Below are 18,649 nucleotides of genomic sequence, written 5' to 3'. Positions count from 1 at the left end.
ACTATGGAATTTGCACGCATTGAAAACGGCGTAATTGTCGCCGTAGTAGACACCGACAGCGCTGAAAAACTGGGCGCGGGTGACTGGCATCCACTACCCGCAGATAGTCATGCTCGAACCGGCGCGAAACGGGCGATGTTTGATGAAAACTGGCTCACACGCCCGATGTCGGAACTTCACGCCGAAGGGTTGCTGGAACTTGACCCTAAACAGAAGTTCGAAGACGGGGCGATCAAAGACAAGACAGAATACGAGCTGGTGCAAGACGGCCTACGCGATCTTGAGCCCGACGAATACCTCGATCACGAAAATAAAGAAGTGGTGTGGGGTGATACTGAAACTTTATACGCGAACGGTCGATTGACTGAAAACCAATACCAAGAGCGCAAGCAAACAGAGCTGGAAGAATGGCGTCAAACGGCGGAAGTCACAAGATTCCAGGCTAAGGCAGCGTTACTGCACCTTGGGCACCTTGACATCGTTCAGGCGTACATGAACAGCGATCAGGCCACGCCGCTGGAAAAATTGGCGTGGGCAGAGGCTAAGTTTACGCGGCGTAGTCAGTTGGTCAACACGTTAGGCCAAAGCTTGCTTGGGCTAACCGAAGTTCAGATTGATGATCTTTTCCTGCTGGCCGACAACATTGAAGCCTAACAGGCACTAATCTATGAAAATCGATGTAAGTCCTTTCCATGGCGAGCTGCCGAAGCTGGCCAGTAAGATGCTGCCAGCTCCCCACGCCACCTCCGCCATAAACTGCAACCTTGAATCCATGAGTTTAAAGCCAGCGCGCGGTACCGAACTGGTCACCACGCTGGGCGCGGCGATGCAATCTATTTACCGCCATAACACGGGTGTTTGGTTTCGCTGGTCGGAAGCTGGTGTGAGTGCAGTTAAGTCACCGCTGAACAATGACGTGCACGACCGCGTGTATTGGACGGGTGACGGCGTGCCACGCATGACGACTTATGCATTGGCCACCAGTGGTGCGTCTGTACCTGCTGCATCGTATCGTTTAGGCATTCCGGCACCGGCCACAGCGTTAACAGCAAGCGATGCACCGGGCGAGCCCGACGAAGGCGGCGTGCTGATTGATACCGTGTACACCTACACTTACGTGAGCGAATTTGGTGAAGAAGGCCCGCCAGCCGCAGCCAGTGCTATGGTGTCGCGTTTTGATGGCGCCACTAACGAGCTTTCAGGCTTGGACAATCCGCCAACCGGTGACAGGGCAATCATCACCAAGCGCATCTACCGCGCTGAAACCGGTGGTGTGTTCTTGTTCGTGGCAGACATACCGGCCGCACAAAGCACCTTCAGCGACAGCGTGCCTACTGAAAGTCTTGGTCAGCCGTTGCCAAGCATAAATTGGGACGAGCCGGACGCACGCATGAAAGGCTTAACCAACATTGGCAATGGCGTGCTGTGTGGCTGGTTCGACAACACGCTGTGCTTCTGTGAGCCATTCCGTCCACACGCTTGGCCTGTTGGGTACCAAATGGGTTTTGATGCCGACATAGTGGGTGTGTCGCCGTTCTCTGGTGGGCTCATTGTGGTTACTAAGTCGCGGCCATGGCTGGTCACTGGCATTACACCGGCGTCCATGGCGCAAATGGGGCTGGACGTTCACTTAGGCGGCGTCTCGCGGCATTCCGTGGTGGATATGGGCGAATACGCCATTTACGCCAGCAACGAAGGCTTGGTGGCGGTGGGTGGTAATCAATCCAACGTGATCACCAAAGACATGATTTCGCGGGAGCAATGGCAGGCGTTTAATCCAGACAGCATTCATGCTTACCGCTGGCACGACCGTTATTTGGCATTTTATAAAGATGATACCAACACATGGCGCGGCTTCCTGCTGCACCCAGAACACGGGCTGATTCGCATGAGTGTTGGTAATGTGCCCAACGGATACTTCGACCCATTGAGTGGCCAAGTGTTCTTGCTTAGCGCGAATGGTGAAATTCAAGCGTGGGACGCTGGTAGCGCCTTGCCATACACATGGCGCAGCAAAGTGTTTACCTTGCCACAGCGCGCATCCATGAGCGTGGCGAAGATTGACTCAGACGCACCCGTTAGCATGCGCATTTGGTCTGATGATGTGTTGTTGCTCGATACGGTGGCTGAACCAGATACAGCCTTTCGTTTACCGCCCGGGCGTTACCGTGATTGGCAGTTTGAGCTGACCGGTACGGCCGAAGTGTTGGCCGTTCAAATCGCATCTTCACCGCGAGAGCTGTTATGAGCCGGAGCCGCCGCAAGTCGTTACCGCCTATTCCGCGCACAATAGACCCGCAAACCCGTGCGTGGATGGAGGCAGTAAAGGAACAACTGGATGTAGGGCAGGGCACGCGCGGCAATACGCTGGACACCAACTTAACGTACGGCGACCTGATTGACATCGGTGTTGCCAAATTCAAAACCAAGTTCAGTGGCGGACTGTTCAATTCAAGCCAGCTGGTCCCCGTTGATCAAGTGATTGACCGTACAATTCCGCCACGCCCTGACGGCGTTTACGGTGCAGCATCCATTGGCGCAAACACCCTGATATGGACTGACCCATTCAGGCAGTATCGCAATCACTCACACGCTGAAGTATTGCGCGCCGAAGGTGAAGACTCATTGCCGGGTGAGGCGGTGAAGATCGGTACCGCCAATGGCTCGATATACAGTGACTTCACACCACAGCCCGGCGTGTTTTACCGCTACTGGGTGCGCTTCGTTTCTCGCGCCGACATTACCGGCCCTATTCATAGCAGCGTTGGCCTGCTCATTGAAACCGCTATTCCCGCCGCCGTAATGATAGAAGCGATCAGCGGCCAGATTGATGAGTCGGTGCTGGCAGGCAGCTTGAATCAGCGTATTAATCTGATCGATGGGCCTGACTCGTTAGAGGGTTCGGTAGCCTCAATCATTAAAGTAGAAAGCCAGGCACGAGTTGAGCAAGACAATGTGCTGTCGCAGCAGATCAATACGCTTGCGTCACAGGTCAATAGTAATCTTTCGGCGATCCAGACTGAAAGCCAAACCCGCGCTACACAAAATGAGGCATTAGCGCTTCAAATCAATACGGTCTATGCACAGTCAAATGAAAATGCCTCGGCCATTCAGACCGAAAGCCAAACCCGCGCTACGCAGTTCAACACGCTGGCCCAACAAATCACCACCGTTCAGTCGGAATTTGAAGACGAAACTGCAGCCATTCAGCAAACCCTCACCACTCAAGGCAGTGCCGTTGACGGTTTAACTGCTCAGTGGGAAGTCAAATCAGACGTGAACGGCCTAGTCGGTGGTGTTGGCTTCTTCAACAACGGCGAAACCGTGGATTTTGGCATCGTTGCTGATCGGCTGTGGATTACGCCGCCAAACGGCACGGGGATGTTGAAGCCATTTATTATTCAAGATGGCGCGGTGTACATGAACGTTGCTGTAATTAAAGAGGGATCTATCGATGAAGGCCGCATAGGCCCAATTAACTTTGGCAAGATCGTTGATAGTGAAGGCCAGCCAGTTACAACATTGGCCGGGCAGTTGAAAGCCGAACAAATAAGCACAGAGAACATGACGATCAGTGAAACCGCCACGTTTTTAGGGAATCTGGATATAAAGTCGGCGTCTTCGGGAGAGCGCTTACAAATAAAAAACAGCAAAATACAGGTGTTCAATGAGGACAACAACTTGGTGTTGGTTTTGGGGAATTTGACTGAATGAGTGCTGGTTTAAGCTTGTATAAGAATGGAGCGCCTCGGCTGCTAGCCGAGGGTCGTATTTTGCGATTTGTTGGGCGTATCAGTGTTCCTGCTTCTGAGGCGTCAGGGTTTGCTTTGTTTGATGAAATTACACCTCAGAACTCCTTTTGCATGTGGTCGCAGGCTGGAGACGGCGTATTAACTCCTGACTATGACGAGGCTTTTACCGAGCACCGAAGCTATGTAATTTCGGATGGGCGCGTCGACTGGGAGAATACTTTTACGGAACTGAGCTTTTCATTAATTGTATACAGGTACAAGTAGAATGGCATTTGGTTTCAGCATAAAGAACACGGTGGATGAAGTGACTATCGACAGCCTGTACCCGGCTTTACTCGTTTATGGAACCTACCCCTTAGAACTTTCGATGCAGATACCAGGCACTCAAATGTATACTTACAGAGGGGTGTCGCTAATACCAGAAAGCATAATAAATTTAGATAGCTCAGTGGTTGGCGTATCAATGGAGGGCCGCTATGTAATGGGGGGGCTAAACATTTCCGGTCGCAGGGTCACCCTTACGTCGATTGGAGCATTAAGTGTCAGTGAAATGCAAAAGGGTGTAACTCTTTTCCATGAGGTTTTAGTCGGGTCATCGGAGACTTATGGACTAAGAGCGTTTAGCGGTGATGGCCGCGTGCTGTTTGATTCGGGCTTTGATATGGTAGTTGATTGCAGAGTTGTTAAGCTCGGGTTCACTGCTAGTGGTGAGCCCGCAGCCTCCTTAGATGGTGGTTCGATGTCCTCCACCTTGGATATTCCATTTGTTGCTACCGGAGAACCCTATTTGATGTTTCACAATTCATACCTGCACTTTCGGGCGGTTCATCCGACAGGTGATGGATTTTGGGACACTGATGTTGCCTTTCCTCGGATGGTCGGAGAGCAGTTGCAGTTTACATGGACACCTGACTTCTACGCCCAAGATTCTGGCTATGTATTAGGGGCGCAAGACTTAGCGGTGTGTAAGGTGTTTTAAGGGCTATTCGACCAGAGCTTCATGGCCGTAAAAATTGCCTAACCCTAACCAGTCGCATCAAAATAAAGTTTCAGCTACTATTTACCAATAATCCGATCCTACGCCTCAGCCTGACCGCTGGGGCTTTTTTATGCCCGAACGGTGGTGCCTATGCGATTGCTCAAGCCTGCATGCATCGACGACTTCCTTCCCCTTATCTATTACGGTGCCGAAACCATTCAGGCTCGATCACCTGAGCCATGGACAACTAAAGAAGTCATTAAAGCCTGCCGGAAACAGCAGGCTTTTTTGTTTGTGGCACCCGATGGGTTTGTTGTGCTGCAGCCAAAGGTAACTGACGGCATCAAGAAAGTGCATGTTTGGTTGGCTTACGGCCGCGTGAAAGATGCCGCCGTGAAGTCCGACTACATCAATCAACTGAAGGCGCTGGCCCGGCAAATCGGCGCATGCTCGCTGACATTCAGCAGCCACAGACGTGGGTACAAGCGATACCTACCGGAAGCGAAACAGACCGGAAAAAACTACGAGATCAGCCTATGAGCGGTAAAGACGACAAAATCAAAGAGACGGCGGAAGAAAAAGAACTCGCGCAGATCGCCAAGGAAAAATGGGAGTTCAGTAAGGAACACCTGAACCCGCTCATGGATCGGTATATGGAAAAGACCGACGCCATGAAATCGGACGCAGCCTATGGGTATACCCGTGGTCGGGTGAATGAGTCCAGCCAGATTCACCAAGCCAGTGAGCGCCAGCAAGTTGAAGGCCAATTGGTTCAAGCTGGGCTTGATCCGTCCAGTGGCCGGTCAACAATGACGCGCAATGAGCTGGGTATATTGCACGCCGATAGCGCCGGTGAAACGGCCGGTCGCGCACAGATGGAACAGACCAACCAGCATGTGAAGGGCAACCAAACCATTACCGCACTCGGCATGGGGCAGTCGGCACAAGCGCAAGCGGGGTTAGGTCAAATCGCCAGCATAGCGACCAATGACGCCATCAACAGCACCATGAACAACTTCAACCGCAAAAGCTCCAATATGCAGCTTGTGGGTAATCTGGCGGGTGCGGCGAGTTATGGGTTGATGAATCGGAATTCCGACCCTAATCAAATGCAGGTGTCGCAGGAAGAAGGGTTTCGTCCTGGCAATGTTGCAGGCCTAGCGGGGAGATAGATATGAGAATGGATTTTAATTTTAATGTGCCGTCGCAAGCACAACTGGAAGCCATTAACAATGTCGCTAAGCCCACTGCTTCGGACACCATGGCCGAAATACACCGTGAGCAGTGGGAAGACTGGAAGAACCGCTATCAGTCACGGCTGATTGATTTGGCTAACCAAGCGCAATCCGGAGAGCTGACCCGAAAAGACATTCAGCGGGCTGACCAGTCGGTGACCTCAGCTTTCAGTGGGCAGCGTGACTCCATTCAGAAGACCAATAGCGGTCTTGGTATACAGCCAACGGCGCAGCAGAAAGAGTCATCTGACCGGGCTTTGGGGCTGGCGGAGGCCTCCGGCCGAGTGGGCGCGCGAAATCAAGCACGCATAGCGGGTGAGGATCGCGACATGCAAATTCTTGCTGGCGGCGGAAACATTGGATTGGGGATGTAGGCATGAGCTTCGGATTATTGGGTTTGCAGCAAGACATGAAAGGTCAAGCAGTTGATGGCTACGCCCGTGTAGCAGACCTCGAACAGCGCCGAAATCAAGCCAACGACAATATTGATGCGGCTAAAACAGCGCAACGTAACAGCAATATTGGGGCAGGTGCTGGACTGGGCCTAAGCATGGCAACAGCTGGTGCAAGTGGTGCCGCCATGGGCGCCAAGTTTGGTGCAATGGCAGGGCCAGTTGGCCTTGTGGGCGGCGCAGCAGCCGGTTATTTGTTCAGTAAGTTCTTCGGTTAAGGGGGCATCATGGCAGGACTAGATACGCGGGGCGTCGTGAGTGGCTTTGCACAAGGTTACGGACTTGCATCGAATATTCACGATGACAAAAAGCGCCGTGAGCGCGACGATGAAATGCTGCAATGGGCGCGTGAAGATCGCAAAGATGCGCAATCTGACCGAACTCGGCGGCTTGGCATGGAAGATCAGCGGTTTGAGTGGGAGCAGGAGAATCAAGGGCGCGCCGGTGAAATACACCAGCGTAATGTGCGGGCGCTGGACTGGGATGAGTTTCAGCGCGCGCAGTCTACAATTCTTGCAGACCTTGAGCAGCGCGGAGAACTCTCAGACGATCAATGGGCCTTGGTGGCCAAGGGTGTGCAGCAGTTCCCTGGACAAGTGCAAGGCGACCTTGCAGACGCAGCCCGTGGCTGGGGTGCACAACGTGTAACGCCCATTTTGCAGCGTTTACTGGACCCTCAGCAACAGCACACGGTTACTGACGAAGAACTGGCCATGGTAGAAGAGCTGTCGCCCATTCCATTAAGTCACGCTATTGCACCCGAAAGAGCACAGGATATTGCGGTGTTTCTCGATTTGTTGGATGACTCTACAGATACCAATATCCATAGCCCGAAGGTATTGGAGGCGGCAAACAATATCTATGGTCACCGCATCGGAAAAGGAAAGAAGATTGTGGATATGATGCCGGGCAATCAGCCAGGCTCATTGGTGTTTGAGCTGGAGGTTGAAGGTAGTGATGGTGAACGCACCCGCCAGCCAATGACCAAGCAACGACGAACTGCTGCAGACGGTGACAATGAAGTTTTGCAGGTGCCGGTGGCTGAGTTGATGGACTCACTGCAAGGCTTAATGCAGCTACATTCCGCGTTCAGTGAATCACCTGAGATTCAACAACGGACACTAAACGCTGCACGCACAACAGGCATGTTACCCCAGCGAGAAGAAGCACCAGGTCGATTCAGTGACATCGTGGAGCAACCAGGCGTAGGCATGGGCCAATATGGGCCTGATGGTCGTTGGCATGCTGTTCAAAGCGGCACTGGTGGCAAAGGTGGAAGTGGAACTATGAGCAGCAGCGATCAACGACAGTGGTACTCCGACATCAACCGCGGCTTTGCCGACATGATGGGCGTTGAAATGAACGAATTTGGTGAAGTTGTTCGCGGTGGTGAGAACCTTGAAACCGCAGATCGTTATTCCGCACTTGCCGCTGAGTTCTGGGATCAGCTTCGGGCGAACGGCCAGACTGTATCTCCTCAAGTTGCGCGTCAACGTGTGGTGGATGCCGCCGGCGGTCGTTTGTTGCGTCGATCAGATGCAGAGCAGTTTGCGGTGCAGGAGTTGGGCGAGGGGGCAGCGCCGGGCGATGTGCGACGCCGTACAGACCAGATCTTAATGGAGCAGTTCCAGCAGACACGACAAGGCCTTTTAGGTTCAGAAGCCAGTGGTGGTTCGGCCAATCTGACGCCTGAAACCAGTGCTGTGTTGCAACAGTTCATGAGTGGTGGCGGTGTACCGGTTCCGGGTGGACAGCAGGACATGCCGAGCCGTGACCAGCTATTGCAGAATGGTATGGCGCCACAGCAGTCTCAGCCGAACGTGGAACCAGAAGCCAGTGGCTTGCGCGCGCCAACACCTATGAACAGGCCTGAACAAACTGGACCCGGACGAGAATCACCTGCAGGGCGAGCAGTTCACGGTGCATTAGATGGTGTTCAGGGTTTGGTGCATGCTGGCATTGATGGTGTTGGTGGTCTGATTGGTGGCGCGCGTGAGCGTGAACGGCAAGGCCGTGAATACATGAGCTGGCTCAACCAGATGCAAAACGGGCAAGGTGGTCCAGCCATTGTGCGTGCGTTTAAGCCGCAGTCTCAGGAAGAGTATCAGCACACAAATGAACTGCTGCGCGCTATTGCACCGGGTACACCCGCCGGGGAAGCGCTTGCGCAAATCGCCAACTTACGCACCTTGTTTGAGCAAGACCCTGAAGGTGTGCTCGCTGGGATTCAACAGGGCATGAACCCTCAGCAGTTAGAGCAATGGCTCATTCAGAATGGCCGAATAGCTGATGTAAATGCAGGATTCCCCGAGATTCGTTGAGTTCCGTGCGTGCAACAACTTTAAAGAGTGCTAAAACCTTGTTGATCCGGGGCGAAATCCCGTTTTCAAAAAACCGCCGATTTTTTCCCCTGAATTTCGAAAACTGTGTTACAAAATGTGGAAGGGCGACACCTCGCCAATTCCTTGTCAGTAACAAGCCCCAGTTATTCCCCTGGTACTTTCGCAAAAGAATTTTCCAAGAAAATTTCAGGAGGGCGTTCGGCTGTCTGTCGTTCCGCCTATATCTGTGTAATGAAGGTAATTTTTAGCACTTGCAAAAATACTCAGTGAACCTTTTTTTGGGAGAGTGCTTCACAAAGAGTGAGCAGACAAAAGACTGTTTCGCCTATATCTGAAGTACAGAGAAAATTTTTGAGGAGAAAAAATGGAAAAACTACCAAAAGCCATTGTGATCACAGCACTGATTGCCGCAGCAACAACTATGTCAGTACTAGGAATTTCTGGAGCTAGCTTGGTGTGGTTTTTGGTAGTGCTGATGATTTTGGGCTGAATGAACACCGGAGAAAATGGATGCTCAAAAATTTTATAGGAGAGTTGAGCAAGTGCTTTGTCAATCCGCCTATATCTAAATGATAGAAAACAAAAAACCCCGCGATGTACCAGATCAGCGGGGTTTAAAACTCAAACGTCAGTCAAAGGAACATTTGAATGCTAGATAGTAACCCTTTTTCCATAAATTTAAAACCGGTGGCAAAACTCATGCGTTACATCATTGAAAAGTGCGGGCTTTGGCAATTTGTAATTGCTTTTTTGCTTGTCATGATTGCTGTCAGCATCCCACTATTAATACTAAACCCGGAGATTCTGGGTTATTTAATCAACTAACCACTGCTTGTCATAGAGCCAATACCAACTAACCCCGCTCGGCCAGCCGCGCGGGTTTTTTTTTAGCCAAATTTTGCGAATTACCCGGAGTATTTATGACCCCAAACTGGTCAGCTTACACTCAAACCGATGAATACAAGAGCCTGTCACCTGATCAGCGAGCCCAAGCAAGCGATTTGTTCTTTCAGCAAGTGGTAGCTCCCAACGTTCCAGAAAGCGAAAGAGAGCAGGCGCGTGCTGCATGGCAGTCGGCCACTGCGCCCGCACCCAGTACTTACCAGAACAGTTTTTATGATCAGGGCTCAGAAGCGGAATCGACAATAAATGAACCTGGCTTAATGGGTGATACGGCGCGCTCTGTCGGTGCTGGCTTTGTTGGTGGCATCAGCTCAATGGCCAAGGGTGCTGAATGGCTGGCTGACCGCGCCACTGAAGGTGATGTGCCGCGTATATCCCCCGTACTAGACCGAGCTGCTGATCACCTCCGCGAAGGCCGGAGCCAAGCCACAAAAGACGCGGTAGGGAATTTTGCTATCGTGGGTGATGGTCAATTCAGTCTGCGCGGTTTGGGACAATCTGTTGCAGAAGGCGCAGGTTCATTACCCGCGCTTGCATTGGGTGGTGGCCCTATCGGCGCTGGTACACGGGTGGGTTTACGCGCAGCGGGTGTTGGAGAAAAAGCTGCGAGAACAGCAGGAGCAATGACGGGTTACAGCGCCGCCGGTTCCCTGATGGGTGGCTCAGGCTCCCTGGACGAAGTGCAGCAAGAAATCTTGAACGCTGACCTGAGCATACTGGCTGAAGCCCCGGCCTTCCGCGAGGAATACCAAAAGCTGTACCAGCAAAACCCTGAAGGCGATCACGCTGAAATGATGACGCAGGCGCGTGAAATGCTTGCCGTCCGCATGGGTGATGAATCGTTTGGTGGCGGCGCTGCCCGTGGCGCTGTTCTTTATGGCATGCTCGGCCCTGCCTATGAACGCTTGTTCCGTGGCGTCGGCGGCGCACTGCAAAGCGTTAAACGCGGCGCAGGTACTGAATTTGTGCAGGAGGGTGCCGATCAGGCAATCAGCCAAGCCCAAACCAATATGGCACTGACTGACATTGACGGTCGACCTGTTTCGCAAAACGTACTGGCGCGCGGTGTGGATAGCGGCATCATTGGTGCGATTTCTGGTGGTGCGGTCGGTGGTGCTACCGGCGGCATTGCGAAACTACGCCCAGACGCAGAGCAGCAACTACCTACAGAGCTTGCAAGCCAACTGAATGATGCACTGAATCGACTCAATGCCGGCCAAACCACACAGCAAGACGAAGTGCTTTTGCTTGAGCATCAAAACATCATTTATGGCGAACCAACCGCCGAATCCATTCAGGCGCGGGAAACCACAGAGCGCTCCATGACCGGCCAGTTTGGCCAGCCACGAAACACTGGGCTTGAAGGTGATGTTATTCCGGCAGAGCCTACCAATCCCATTGAGCCTGTTCGACCCCCTATTGATGGCGAAGGCTACGAAATCAGACCTATTGCGCAAGAGCCGCGCCGAGAAATTCCGAAGCTTGATGATGACCTATTGGGCCTGCCACAACTGGACAACACCCCAGCACCTGACAGCATTCTGATGCCTGACGCGGAAGGCCGTACCGCTGATCCGGTGCTTGGTCCTATACCCGGTGACCGTGCATTTACCGCGCGCAGTACAACCCAGCCAATGATCGACAACCCAGCACCACAGCGTCAGCGTGAAGAAGTGCTGTCGGCATTGGCGGACGCTATGGCCAGTGTTGATCAAATGCGATCTGAGCAAGTGCGGCCGAGCGTCAAGGGTTCGCCTGGCATTCAAACTCGCGTTAAGGTAGGCGACCACTACGAGCCAGCCACCTTTATGCTGATTGATTTGGCAGATAACCCAACCGTTCGCCCGCAGATTAAGAAGTCTGAAAACCAGAACCGTGACCGCACCCGCGCGGCCTATCAACAGCAAGTGCAGGCTATCGCTAACAATCTGGATTTCAACGAGCTGGGCGCTTCCGCACGCATGAGTGAGGGGGCTCCGACGGTCACCAAAGAGGGTGTCATCATTGGCGGCAATGGGCGCGTGTCGGCCATTCTGGAAGCTTACCGCAATGAAACGGCGACTCAGTACCGTGAGGAATTGGAACGCCGAGCCGGTGAGTTTGGTGTCGACGCATCCAGTATTCGCAACATGAAACAACCCGCATTGGTACGCCGCTTTGATCGTGATGTTGATGTCGCCATGGCCACCATGCGCAGCAATGAGCAGACGGGCGCACGGATGAGCGCACTTGAGCAAGCGCGCATCGATGGCGATATCATCCAAAGCATTCCAAACCTTCGTGTTTCCGATGATGGCAAAATCAATACGCCGGAAAACTTTGGGTTCTTCCGTCAGTTCGTAAGTGCGTTGCCTGTCAATGAGCGGAACGACTTGGTTAAGGGCAGCGGTGCATTGAGTCAGGCGGGATTGAATCGCATCCAGAACGCATTGATGTACAAGGCCTATGGCGATACCGATGTGCTGGCACAGCTTATTGAAGGGGCTGATGACGGCGGAAAGAACATACATGCGGCACTGCTGCGGGCAGCGCCCCATGTTGCCAGCGTGCGCAGCGCAATAGATCGAGGGGAACTGCACGATCTTGATGTGTCGGCGGAAATCGTGCAAGCCGTCGCCCTGTATAACGACATGGGTAACCGCGGCCAATCCATCAATGACTACTTGGCCCAAGGCGACATGGTAGGAGGCATCTCAACGGTAGCGAAAAGCATTGCCCAGGTGTTTGATGCCAAAAAGCGCAGTGCAAAATCCATGGCCGATTTCATCATAGACTTCTATGATAGAATTCAAGCGTTAGGAAGTCCTGATCAAGCTGGATTGTTTGGCGATGCCAACCCCTCCGTGCAGGATTACTTAAGCCAATCCGCCGACAATGTAGGGGTAATACTTCATGGACAAGAAGCCAACACAGCCAACACCAACGAAGACCGAGCAGCTGAAGCAGGGGATGCTGGTCGCATCACTGAAGAAGGTTCAGGCCAGCGAGAAACAGGGCCAATCCCAGAAATAGAATTGACTGCTCAGACCGAGCAGGACGCAGCAAACACCGAGGCCGCTAACGCGGCCTTTTTATTGTCTGAAGAAAAAGCGCAGCGCGATGCGGACAGCAAACGCAAGGCTGATTCAGAAGCCAATGACTTCCGATTGTCAGGCTCTGATGCTGTAGCAGATATTGCCGCCGCCGGTGGGCAAGCCAATTTGCTCGATAGGGCGGCGAGCGACACCAACACCTCACCGACTGAAGCCCAAAAAGAAGCGGGCAATTACAAGAAGGGCCGAGTAACCATTCAGGGCCTGAACATCGCCATTGAAAACCCCAAAGGTTCCACGCGCAGCGGTACCAGCCCTGACGGTGTTGAATGGTCGAACACCATGGCGCATCACTACGGTTACATCAACCGTACTGAGGGCGCGGATGGTGACCAAGTGGACGTGTTCATTGGTGACAACCCGGAATCTGATCGGGTATTTGTGATTGACCAAGTGAACGCTGATGGTCGCTTCGATGAGCATAAGGTGATGATGGGATTCGATACCCAAGCCGAAGCCGTTAAGGGCTACAAAGCCAATTACGACCGTGGCTGGAAAGTTGGTCCCGTTACCGACATGAGCATGGATGAATTCAAGCAATGGCTGAAAGAGGGTGAAACCGATAAGCCTTTGATTCGCTTGCGCTCAACCGGGCAACCCTTTGCTACTGCGAAAGCCGCAAGCTTGAGTAGAGCGTTTCGGGAATCTCGTCTTGCTAAAGCTGTTGAGGTTGATGGTGGGTTCGGGGTGGCGGTATTGCAGTCGGGCAGAGGTATTCCTGACGATTTTTCAACAGCTATTGAGCATGTGGCGGTCGGTAGCCTGAAGACTGGCATCGATAAAATTGAAAGCGCGGAAGACGCCGCACATTTGTTTGCACCTATTCGCAAGCATGGCCAAGAAACGCTGATGGCAGCGGTATTGAATGACAAGGGCAAGGTGTTAAACGTCCTGCGGCACAGCAAAGGGGCCAAAGACAGTTCATCATTTAATGATATAGAGATGGTATCTGCCGTGGTCGGTACCAAGGGGGCGCGCAGAGTTTGGCTCTCTCACAATCACCCTTCGGGTAAGTCGGAACCGTCGAGTTCAGATCGCATTGTTACCGAACGCTTTAACAAGTTGCTTGATGGAACGGGTATTGAGCTGGCCGGGCATGTGGTGGTTGGTATTGGCGGTAAAGCTCACGTCATGAACCAAAATGGCGGAAATCCAGAAGAGATACGCATCACGCCGCGAACTAGAAAGCTGAATGTCCCTGTCACTGAGCGCATTTATCGCAAAAACAAACCAAGTGACTTTGGCGGAATTACTATGCCTTTTATGGCTGTTGAAGCGGCCAGCCAGATGGACTCTAAGAACGGACTTTTGTTGCTGAATAATCAAAACGAGCTTATTGGCAATTTGCCACTTCGTAGTAGCGAAATGATCTCTATTCGAGACAGTGATGCTGCCAACCGAATTCTGAAAGCCATCGATCGCTCGAATGCCGCTGCGATCATCATCAAGGCAGAGCATAAACCCTACGCACGCAATATGTCGAAATTCTTAAATCGATTTAACGGGTTACGTGTGTTGGACGTGATCTTACCAGACGCCACAGGAAAGCTTGAGAGCGCTGAGGCTGGCAGTGCCAGAGGCTTGGCAAGCGATACAGGGGATTTCTACAGCGCGATTTCAGGCAGTCCATTCAGACCGGTTGCGACTGAGGCCACAGCCTACCGTGAAGCCTTACAGAAGATGATTTCAACCAAGCGTACTCAGGTGAAGCCCGCCACCCTTGGTCGATCTTCACCCGTGTTACGCGCAATGGGTGCACCTGATTTACCAATGACCATAACGCTTGATGTGGTGCGGAAAGCGACCAATGGCGTTAAGCATGATGTCCCAATGAGTGTCATTGAACAGTTGCCAGAACTTCTACACGACCCTGTAGCTGTCTTTAACGGCTCGGAGAGTGGCAGCTTGTTGGTGCTGGTTAATGCCATGGACAGCAACGGCGCACCGGTGGTAAGTGCAGTTCACTTCAAGAAGGCAGAAGGTCGCTTAGAGGTGAATCGGCTTGCCAGTGTTTACGGCAAAGACAACCCAAGAGTTTTAGCGCGGCATGAACTGCGTTATCTCAACAAAAAGAAAAACCCCGAATTGGTACGACTCATAGGGCTCCAATTGCCCAAGAGTGGTTCACCAAATCGAGGTCTTAACGAAAGGGTAATGACGCCGGAAGATGTAGTCAACAAAAACACAACCGGCGATGCAAAAAGCAACAAAGCAAAGAAGCCAGAAAAGGCTATGACCCGTGAAGCCGTGCAATCCATGGTTGATGATATTCAGGCCGAGTGGCCCGGTGGTATCAACGTGGTGCAAAGCATCACTGACTTACCGCTGGACGCACAGCGCAACATGGAGTCGTCTGGTGCTGGCATTGTGCGTGGTATGTATCGCCCTAAAGACCGCAGTATTTGGTTGATTGCCGACAACCTTGCATCGAGAAAAGACGCTGAGGAAATTCTGATGCATGAGCTTGTAGGCCATGCGGGTTTGCGCGCCTTGCTGGGCAAAGACCTTGAATCGTTTTTGAACACCCTGTACGACACAGGAGTGATCAAAGACGCCCAGTTAGCACCCATTGCTGAAAACTACGGTCTGAACTTGAAGAAAACCGAAGACCGGCTGATGGCGCTGGAAGAGTACATTGCGCACACGGCGCAGTACGGCAATGAACGACCCACACTGATGCGTCGAGTGATCGCGCGAATCCGTAATATCTTGCGTAAACTGGGTTTTGCCACTAACTGGACAGATGACGATCTGCGCGTGCTGATCGATAAGCACAGAACCCTTGAAGTTGAGCAGATACTGGATGCTGCCGACATGGCCGTTCAAGTGATGAATAAGAAGGCCGCTGAGAAAACAGAGAGTACTACAGGGGAGGTGGACGCCTCACCAGATTTGTATTCAGCAGCAGGTGAGGTGAAGTCGGCCTTTGGTCGCATCTTTAATCGCTCAAAAGAAGACCCGTTCAAGGTGAATGCCATCAATTCGCACGTCAGTGAATTTGCCCGACTGCGCGGCTTTTGGGATTCTGCCAGTGACGTACTGCGCCGCCTTCCGGCTTTCAAAGATTTGGCCGGAAAAGTTGACCAGTTCTATGACCAGACACGGCAGCGCCTGGGTGATCTGAATAAGATCATGGACCCGGTGCAGCGGAAGATTCGGAAGCTGAACAACAAGGAGCAAAAGCAAGTTCACGCTGAATTTCGTGACTACATGGCGGCGAGAGAAAATGGCCGTAAGGCTGAAGCGGAGAAAATGCTGTTGGATGGCCACGGCCTTACCCGTGAGCTGGTGGACGCATGGCAGAAAGTAGCCGACCTAACCGGTGAGCAAAACCAATCGGCCGGCGTGCGTGTGTTCGACGCAAAAGAGAAGAAGTGGCGACTGATCGGCAAGCTGAAAACATTCTGGCCACGCGCCATGAATGAGGACGTAATGAAGGCCATGCACAACCCGTCACGCCACACAGAAACTTGGAAGCGGATGGCTCAGGAGCTGTTTAACGCGGGCAGAATTGAACAAAACACCATTGAGGCCGCTGACGACTATCTGAGCCGTGAACTGGGTTCTGACTTCAACGAGAAGTCACGCGATGATTATTTCGCCGGTATTGAAAAAGCCCGCACCGCTGCACTGCCTGAATTCTTCTATGACTATTCATACGATGCCGCAGTGAATTACATGAACGATTGGGCGGAGAATATCAGCCGCATTGAAGCATTTGGTCAGGCCTCGGTTGAACCGGATGCGTTTATGGAAGCCACAAAATTAACCCGCGACCAACGGACTAAAGACTACATCATGCGGGTGCGAGATCGGGTGTACAACACTCGGGAAAACAACCCTTACGTCAGCATCATGGGCATACTGAATGGCATTGCTACGGGCATTATGCTGGGCAACCCCGCTACCGCAATGCTGAACTTGATTGGTGGTACCGCGTTGAACTTTCAGGCTTATGGGATGATTCCCGGCATTAAGGCCACGGCCAGCACGCTGGCGAATTTAAGCCAAGAGATAAAGAGCGCCCGGGAGCTGGGTATACTGATTGATGACTACACCAGCGTGCTGAACGACATGGACAAGTACGGAGCTGGTCGGATACTGCAAACCACCACTTCAAACCTGATGAAGTACGGCGGCTATACGCCCATGGAAACGTTCATTCGTACCCATGGTTTCGTGATGGGGCGGCAAATGCTTCGCAAGGCACTGGGTAGTTGGCGCCAAAAGATAGACAGCGCTGAGTCGCTACGCTATTTGGCGTGGTACCAACGCAACGGCTTTGATACCAACAAGCTCATTGCCGAAAACGGCAGTGGCCCAGAAACAAATCGGTTATTCCGGTACCAGGTGAATCTGACACAGGGCAGCTACAAGGTGAATCAGACGCCTGTATTCGTGGATAGCCCAATCGGCCGCTTCCTGTTCAAGTATCAAAAGTTCGGTACCCAGCTTTCTCGCATGTTCTGGATTAACCACCTGAAGCCCTTTATAAAATCAGTCGCAGAAGGTGGCGAGACAGTGACCTACACCAAGGGAGGTAAAGAATACTCCGCGCGTGTGCGCACTTTCCTGCCAATGCTACGTTTCTTCGGTGTGGCCATATTGGCTGGCGCGACTTTGGCCACGGTGCGCGAAGCGGTGTTTGGCTACAACAACCCAGCCCCAGACCTTGATGAACTCGAAAAAGCGCTTGAAAACGATGACACTGCACGCGCTTTGACTCTGGCCGTCAGTAAGGCTTGGAACAGTATGATGGCCGTCGGTGCGCTTGGGTTCTTTGGCAACTACTTGCAGATGGTACGTGACGTGGCAGACCGTCAGCGCGTGAAGTCGCCCATTGACCCACCGGGCTTATCACCCATTAAAGGTATTGCTGAAATGGCTTTGCGCTCGGCGGAGCAGGGCGGTCTTACGGCGCGCGACTGGAACGAGTTTGCAGAAGGGCAGTTGTCACTTTATCGAACCGCGCGGCGTGCCACTCTGACCAGCCTGCAGTTCACTGACTTCGACGCTGCCCAGCTTGAGCAGGCCCGCAGAGATCGTACTTATACGCGCACCATCATTCGTCGCTATGCCAATGAAATCGGCTTGGAGAACAAGCGCCGGGCACCCGATCGGTACGGCAAAACGGAAATGAGTAACACGAACCAGCGGGTTATTGATGCATTGTTACTGGGTGACAGTCAGCGCGCAGCGGCCATTGTGGCAGACCACGTTTCAGGCATGCAGACACGGGGTGAGATTGAATCTGCATTGACGAGTGTGAAAGCGGCGGTTCGCTCAGCCATGCCTACCCGTGTTTCATTATCACCTTCGCAGCGCGAGCGCACGGACTTCCTCGCGTGGGCAGAGCACAACCTTTCTGAACGAGGTTTTGATCGAATCAAGGAATTGGATGATGCGTACCATCATGCAGCAGTAGCCGCGGGCTTAATGGCTCGACAAGACAACCCCAGCACCATCGCGCAGCAACGGCGCCAATTAGCGCAGAGAGGTATTGAGGTTAGCGATCCATTGAGCTACTTGCGCAGGCAGGGTGTCCGCGTCGTTCAGTAGCCAAAGATGACATCGAAAAGGATGAACGCCGACAGTAGGGCAGCAATGATTGGGCGCGGCCCACTGTTGGCGTTAGCAGGCAGCAGGAAATAGGGCCCAGCGAATGCCACGGTAATCGCAAGGACGCCAACAATGATACCAGGCAACGCAAGCGCTGTTCCGGAATTGGTCATGGCCAGCGAGATGCGCAATATGATCGAAGCGACAAGCGCACACACAATTGCAACGGCGGGTACCGGTAAAAAACTACCCGGTATCCGTCCGAAGAATTCACGCGCTGGCTTCAGTTGATCATACATGCCGCCATCGTAGCGGCATTCTCTCAGTGAGAGAAG

Annotated in this window: 12 protein-coding genes; 11 read left to right on the top strand and 1 reads right to left on the bottom strand. The window is 52.7% G+C overall.

Annotated features, from left to right (window positions below; genetic code table 11):
* Positions 1-3 precede the first annotated feature (3 nt).
* The 11 genes from NFC81_RS09075 to NFC81_RS09025 all read left to right on the top strand — a co-directional run bounded on the left by NFC81_RS09075 (position 4) and on the right by NFC81_RS09025 (position 18,314).
* Positions 4-654: a hypothetical protein gene (locus NFC81_RS09075; protein WP_304994167.1), complete on the top strand. Its 651-nt coding sequence runs from the start codon at positions 4-6 to the stop codon at positions 652-654.
* Positions 655-667: 13 nt separating this feature from the next.
* Entirely contained in the window at positions 668-2,248 is a 1,581-nt protein-coding gene (locus NFC81_RS09070; RefSeq protein ID WP_304994166.1) for a hypothetical protein, read from the top strand.
* On the top strand, positions 2,245-3,714 hold the full coding sequence (locus tag NFC81_RS09065; protein WP_304994165.1) for a DUF1983 domain-containing protein: 1,470 nt from the start codon (positions 2,245-2,247) through the stop codon (positions 3,712-3,714). Before NFC81_RS09070 ends, NFC81_RS09065 begins: the two co-directional genes overlap by 4 nt.
* 303 nt (positions 3,715-4,017) lie before the next feature.
* Entirely contained in the window at positions 4,018-4,731 is a 714-nt protein-coding gene (locus tag NFC81_RS09060) for a hypothetical protein (RefSeq protein ID WP_304994164.1), read from the top strand.
* Between the two features lie 150 nt (positions 4,732-4,881).
* Positions 4,882-5,271 carry a hypothetical protein gene (locus NFC81_RS09055; protein ID WP_304994163.1) on the top strand — a complete coding sequence of 130 codons (390 nt, stop codon included), beginning with the start codon at positions 4,882-4,884 and terminating at the stop codon, positions 5,269-5,271.
* A complete protein-coding gene (locus NFC81_RS09050) occupies positions 5,268-5,903 on the top strand; it encodes a hypothetical protein (RefSeq protein ID WP_304994162.1) in 636 nt (211 codons plus the stop codon). The genes NFC81_RS09055 and NFC81_RS09050 overlap by 4 nt, the downstream gene beginning before the upstream one ends.
* Before the next feature lie 2 nt (positions 5,904-5,905).
* Positions 5,906-6,340 carry a hypothetical protein gene (locus NFC81_RS09045; protein WP_304994161.1) on the top strand — a complete coding sequence of 145 codons (435 nt, stop codon included), beginning with the start codon at positions 5,906-5,908 and terminating at the stop codon, positions 6,338-6,340.
* A 2-nt stretch (positions 6,341-6,342) separates the two neighbouring features.
* Positions 6,343-6,636 (top strand): hypothetical protein, encoded by a 294-nt coding sequence (locus NFC81_RS09040; protein ID WP_304994160.1) that lies wholly within the window; start codon positions 6,343-6,345, stop codon positions 6,634-6,636.
* A 9-nt stretch (positions 6,637-6,645) separates the two neighbouring features.
* The gene (locus NFC81_RS09035; protein ID WP_304994159.1) at positions 6,646-8,739 is read left to right on the top strand and encodes a hypothetical protein; all 2,094 of its coding nucleotides are present in this window, start codon (positions 6,646-6,648) and stop codon (positions 8,737-8,739) included.
* Between the two features lie 385 nt (positions 8,740-9,124).
* Positions 9,125-9,250, top strand: coding sequence for a hypothetical protein (locus NFC81_RS09030; protein ID WP_304994158.1), 126 nt, complete (start codon positions 9,125-9,127; stop codon positions 9,248-9,250).
* Between the two features lie 430 nt (positions 9,251-9,680).
* Entirely contained in the window at positions 9,681-18,314 is an 8,634-nt protein-coding gene (locus NFC81_RS09025; RefSeq protein WP_304994157.1) for a JAB domain-containing protein, read from the top strand.
* On the opposite strand, the gene NFC81_RS09020 is transcribed toward NFC81_RS09025, so the two are convergent.
* Positions 18,308-18,613, bottom strand: a complete 306-nt coding sequence (locus NFC81_RS09020) for a hypothetical protein (protein WP_304994156.1) — start codon at positions 18,611-18,613, stop codon at positions 18,308-18,310. The two genes, NFC81_RS09025 and NFC81_RS09020, sit on opposite strands and share 7 nt — an antisense overlap.
* Positions 18,614-18,649: the final 36 nt, after the last annotated feature.

This window comes from Salinispirillum sp. LH 10-3-1 (genome assembly GCF_030643825.1).
GTDB lineage: Bacteria > Pseudomonadota > Gammaproteobacteria > Pseudomonadales > Natronospirillaceae > Salinispirillum.
The sequence above is the reverse complement of the archived record's forward strand: the minus strand, read 5'-3'. Positions and strand labels throughout refer to the sequence as shown.

Bases quoted from the DNA above. Each gene is read 5' to 3' on its own strand.
- NFC81_RS09035 (WP_304994159.1), top strand. From the start codon at position 6,646: ATGGCAGGACTAGATACGCGGGGCGTCGTGAGTGGCTTTGCACAAGGT.
- NFC81_RS09040 (WP_304994160.1), top strand. From the start codon at position 6,343: ATGAGCTTCGGATTATTGGGTTTGCAGCAAGACATGAAAGGTCAAGCA.
- NFC81_RS09065 (WP_304994165.1), top strand. From the start codon at position 2,245: ATGAGCCGGAGCCGCCGCAAGTCGTTACCGCCTATTCCGCGCACAATA.
- NFC81_RS09050 (WP_304994162.1), top strand. From the start codon at position 5,268: ATGAGCGGTAAAGACGACAAAATCAAAGAGACGGCGGAAGAAAAAGAA.
- NFC81_RS09060 (WP_304994164.1), top strand. From the start codon at position 4,018: ATGGCATTTGGTTTCAGCATAAAGAACACGGTGGATGAAGTGACTATC.
- NFC81_RS09075 (WP_304994167.1), top strand. From the start codon at position 4: ATGGAATTTGCACGCATTGAAAACGGCGTAATTGTCGCCGTAGTAGAC.
- NFC81_RS09020 (WP_304994156.1), bottom strand. From the start codon at position 18,613: ATGTATGATCAACTGAAGCCAGCGCGTGAATTCTTCGGACGGATACCG.
- NFC81_RS09045 (WP_304994161.1), top strand. From the start codon at position 5,906: ATGAGAATGGATTTTAATTTTAATGTGCCGTCGCAAGCACAACTGGAA.
- NFC81_RS09025 (WP_304994157.1), top strand. From the start codon at position 9,681: ATGACCCCAAACTGGTCAGCTTACACTCAAACCGATGAATACAAGAGC.
- NFC81_RS09030 (WP_304994158.1), top strand. From the start codon at position 9,125: ATGGAAAAACTACCAAAAGCCATTGTGATCACAGCACTGATTGCCGCA.
- NFC81_RS09070 (WP_304994166.1), top strand. From the start codon at position 668: ATGAAAATCGATGTAAGTCCTTTCCATGGCGAGCTGCCGAAGCTGGCC.
- NFC81_RS09055 (WP_304994163.1), top strand. From the start codon at position 4,882: ATGCGATTGCTCAAGCCTGCATGCATCGACGACTTCCTTCCCCTTATC.